The sequence below is a fragment of the Fusibacter sp. genome (assembly GCF_057447755.1).
The window spans coordinates 1-3,627 of record NZ_JBVBZF010000347.1; the positions used below are offsets into that span (position 1 = coordinate 1).

4 protein-coding genes are annotated in these 3,627 nt (G+C 41.5%); all 4 read right to left on the minus strand.

Going from position 1 to position 3,627, the window contains the following annotated elements; all coding sequences use genetic code 11:
• Nucleotides 1–214: 214 nt before the first annotated feature.
• Nucleotides 215–1,009, minus strand: coding sequence for a cyclase family protein (locus AC220I_RS19885; RefSeq protein ID WP_486725608.1), 795 nt, complete (start codon nt 1,007–1,009; stop codon nt 215–217).
• 66 nt (nt 1,010–1,075) lie between these two features.
• Entirely contained in the window at nt 1,076–2,338 is a 1,263-nt protein-coding gene (locus AC220I_RS19890; protein WP_486725609.1) for a YlbE family protein, read from the minus strand.
• A 13-nt stretch (nt 2,339–2,351) separates the two neighbouring features.
• A complete protein-coding gene (locus AC220I_RS19895) occupies nt 2,352–2,531 on the minus strand; it encodes a fdrA domain protein (RefSeq protein WP_486725610.1) in 180 nt (59 codons plus the stop codon).
• Nucleotides 2,524–3,627 (minus strand): AllF/FdrA family protein (locus AC220I_RS19900; protein ID WP_486725611.1); only part of this gene is annotated, 1,104 nt, incomplete at its 5' end. The genes AC220I_RS19895 and AC220I_RS19900, both read right to left, overlap by 8 nt.

Sequence of the window (3,627 nt, forward strand, 5' to 3'; positions counted from 1 at the left end):
AATAAGGTCCAGCGAGCACTCTCGTTAAATCTAATATTTTTAATCCCTCAAGTGGTCCCATAAGCATACCTCCAAATATACTTGAAATTTTTCTAATGATATCGCTTCTTTATTTTTATCTTCCGTATTTTATCTCTAGTTCAATTTCGTTTTTTCATATGCAAAAGGCTCACCCAAGTTTCACACTGGGGTGTCACTGGGTGAGCCTATGATTTTATTCTTGTTCGTCAAATGCAACGATTCTACAGAATGCAGATTCACCGCCCTGGAATTTCCAAGGGAAACAGCCAATAATGCATCTCTTGTTCAATACTTCGTCAATTTGTCCACCTAAGTTTTCAGCATGGATAACTTCTTCTGGTTTAGGGAATACATGAATGTGCATCGCTTGGTAAGTTTGTGGCCACTCGTAGATTTCATCTAATGATTTGCCGTATTTTTTCTGCATATAGGCATCACACGCTTTGGCTTCGCCTGGTTCCCAATCTCTAATTTTAGTGTTCATAGGATGGTCAGCAGAACCACAGTCAACGCCAATCCACTTGATTTCCATTTTCTTAACCCAGTCAGGGAAGTCCATCGATGGACCAGGATGTCTTAACATATATCTTCTTTCATCCGCCTCTGGTTGATCCCAACCATATTTATGGTAGCCAGTATTGATAATAAGGATGTCGCCTTTTTTAACTTCTACTCTATCCATAATGTCTTGAGGTGTATAGATACTAAAATCCTCAGCGATGTCTGATAAATCTACGATCACACCAGGACCACATAATTTTTCAAGTTCAAGTGATGCGATGTCTCTACCAGCTGTATCAAAATGTAAAGGACCATCTAAGTGTGTACCGATATGGTTTGAAGTTGTAATCAACTGTCCGTTTGCACCATTAGGTGATAATCTTTTAAAGAATTTAACTTGTAGTGGCTCATAAGTTGGCCAAGGTGGTGTTAAATGACTCGTATTTTGTGTTAAATCATACATTTTTACTTTGTTCCAGAAATTCATAATAATCCTCCTTAAATTTTGGGATCATGCATCATACAAATGCTATATACCCTTTTTTATATTTGACTATTCAATTAAACCTTCTTTAGCCATTTGCTCAACAAAGGCTTCAAGTGCGTCTTCAAAACATTTCATAGGCGGTCTAACAAGACCTGCGCCTACTTGACCAACGCCTGGGTCTTTGTGTGCAATACCAGTATTAATAATTGGCAAAATCTGAGTTTCAATTACCTTTTGAAGTTCTATGCCTGTTGGTGTGCCCCTGAAATTCATGGTTGGCATCTTGTAGGCATCGTTCTCTTGTTCCGTAATTTCATACATGCTTGTTGTGAAATTGATGGCATCCTGTGGTGTTCCCCCGACGAATTGTACAATGGCAGGTGCTGTTGCCATGGCGAAACCGCCAATACCACTTGTTTCAGTGATAACAGAGTCGCCGATATCTGGATTCGCATCCTCTTTTGTATAACCCGGGAAGAATAGACCGTCGATGATTTCTGCAGGTGCAGTGAACCAGCGATCACCCAGTCCCGAAACCCTGATACCAAATTCTGTACCATTTCTTGCCATGGTGTAAATTACAGTGGAATGCGGGATATTGCCAACTGGGTCCATCGTTGATTTTGCAGCAGGCATGGTCAAGTTCAAGAAGAAATGATCGTTTGAATGCATGAACTTGAGTACTTCCGCTTTTGCCTCATTGGAGAAGTCCGTGAGGACCACATAAGGCGCAATTTCACGAATGAAAAGTGAGGTACCAGCCTTGTTTCTATTATGACCTTCATCACCCATTTGAACCACTTGAGCGATCATAGATTTTAAATCTATCTCACCTCTTAAAGCCATTGCAGCTTTGAGTACAGGCGCTAGCGTTTCTTCCATCCACTTAAGTCTTGTGATAACTTCTTCACTAAAGGCTCCATATCTTAAGACCTTTCCAAGACCTTCGTTTAATGTACAATAAGCATAATTGCCAAAGGCTTTGTTTTGGATAATCCAAACAGGCATTGATGCTGTTACCACACCTGCCATTGGACCAACTGTCTGGTGATGGTGACATGAATCAAATTTTATTTCACCTGATGCAGCGAGTTTTGCCGCTTCTGTTTCATCTTTTGCGAGGCCTTCATAAATAAGACCGCCTATAACAGCACCCTTTAATGGGCCACTCATGTTTTCCCATTTAATTGGGGGTCCTGCATGCAGGATTGTTTTCTTGTCCATGTTTGGAATATCTTTCAGTGCAACGCCTATTCCCATAAGTGTTGGTTGTGCTTTTTGAAGATTTTCCATAGCTTGTTGATTGGCTTTTTGGATCAACTCTTGCACTTCATCATCTCCTTTACTTATTCGTTTTTAAGCGATTGAGCAGACTAATCATTTTTGGATTTCCGCCTGCACGTGGTCGCCAGTTCATTTGGATTACAGAAACTTCTTGTGCTTTTAAGTCTTTATAAAAAGATTCAAGTCCCATGTTGATGACTTTTAAATCCTTTTGAAATAGTTGGTTGATCTTATGCATACGATTTACCTCCTAACGCTTTCAAGAGCTTATGAACAAATCTAACAGCCTGTGCATTCGATGGTAGAACGATAATCCCTTCCCTTTCAAGTGTCTCTCTTGACGCGGTCAGGCTTTGAGGGTCACCCTCAGTTCCTGTGATGGATGCAACCACCACAAATTTTTCATCGTAAGCCTCTCTTGCAGCCTTAACCGACAGGGCGGCTTCGAGTGCTGGGTTTTCATGTGAGCCATAACCCAAGACAACATCCATTAAGATTACTGCCACAGATGGGTCTATATCGGATTTAAAACGATCTGAACGTGTGGATGGATCAATCATAGGATGTGGTCTTCCCACTGTAAACTGGTCTTCTCCAAGGTCTAAACACACATGCCCTTTAAGATTTTTAAGGTCCTTGAGTTCGTATTCAGGCGAAAGAGGGATGTTGGAATAAATGCCGCCAAAGGTATTGCCAAGGAGCTTCATGGCTTCATCTGCAAGTGTACCCCCAGTGTACAATGCTCTTAAATTGGTTTGACTTGGTTTAATCCCCTCTAGACATTTTGAAACCAAGAGATCGATTTCAGTTTCATCTTGGGTAAAACCTACAAAGTCAACCGGCGTCTCACCTTTTGCAAGTGCCACTGCCTTACGTGCTGTATCTTCCAAGGTCAGACAAGCATAAGCGCCAGCTTTTTTAATCATTTCTTGATCGCCACCTATAAAATCCACCACAACGGGCTTAGAGGTTAACTTGACCTTCTGAAGGATCTTTTCAGCCACTTCAGGCGCTGGCGGTTTGGAGATTAAAACAATAACTTTGGTTTCAGGGTCTTCTATCAATGCATCTATACTTTGAAGCATCATGAGCCCACCAATCTCAGATTTTAGGTCTCTACCACCTGTTCCGATGACCTGAGAACAGCCTGAACCCAGCTGATCTATTAAAGAAGTAACTTCTTGAGTCCCTGTTCCAGATGCGCCAACCACACCAATCGGTCCCCGTTTTACCACATTTGCAAAGGCCAATGGCACCCCATTGATAATCGCTGTACCGCAGTCAGGTCCCATCATGAGAAGCTCTTTTGAAACGGCTTTTTGTTTCATTCTAAG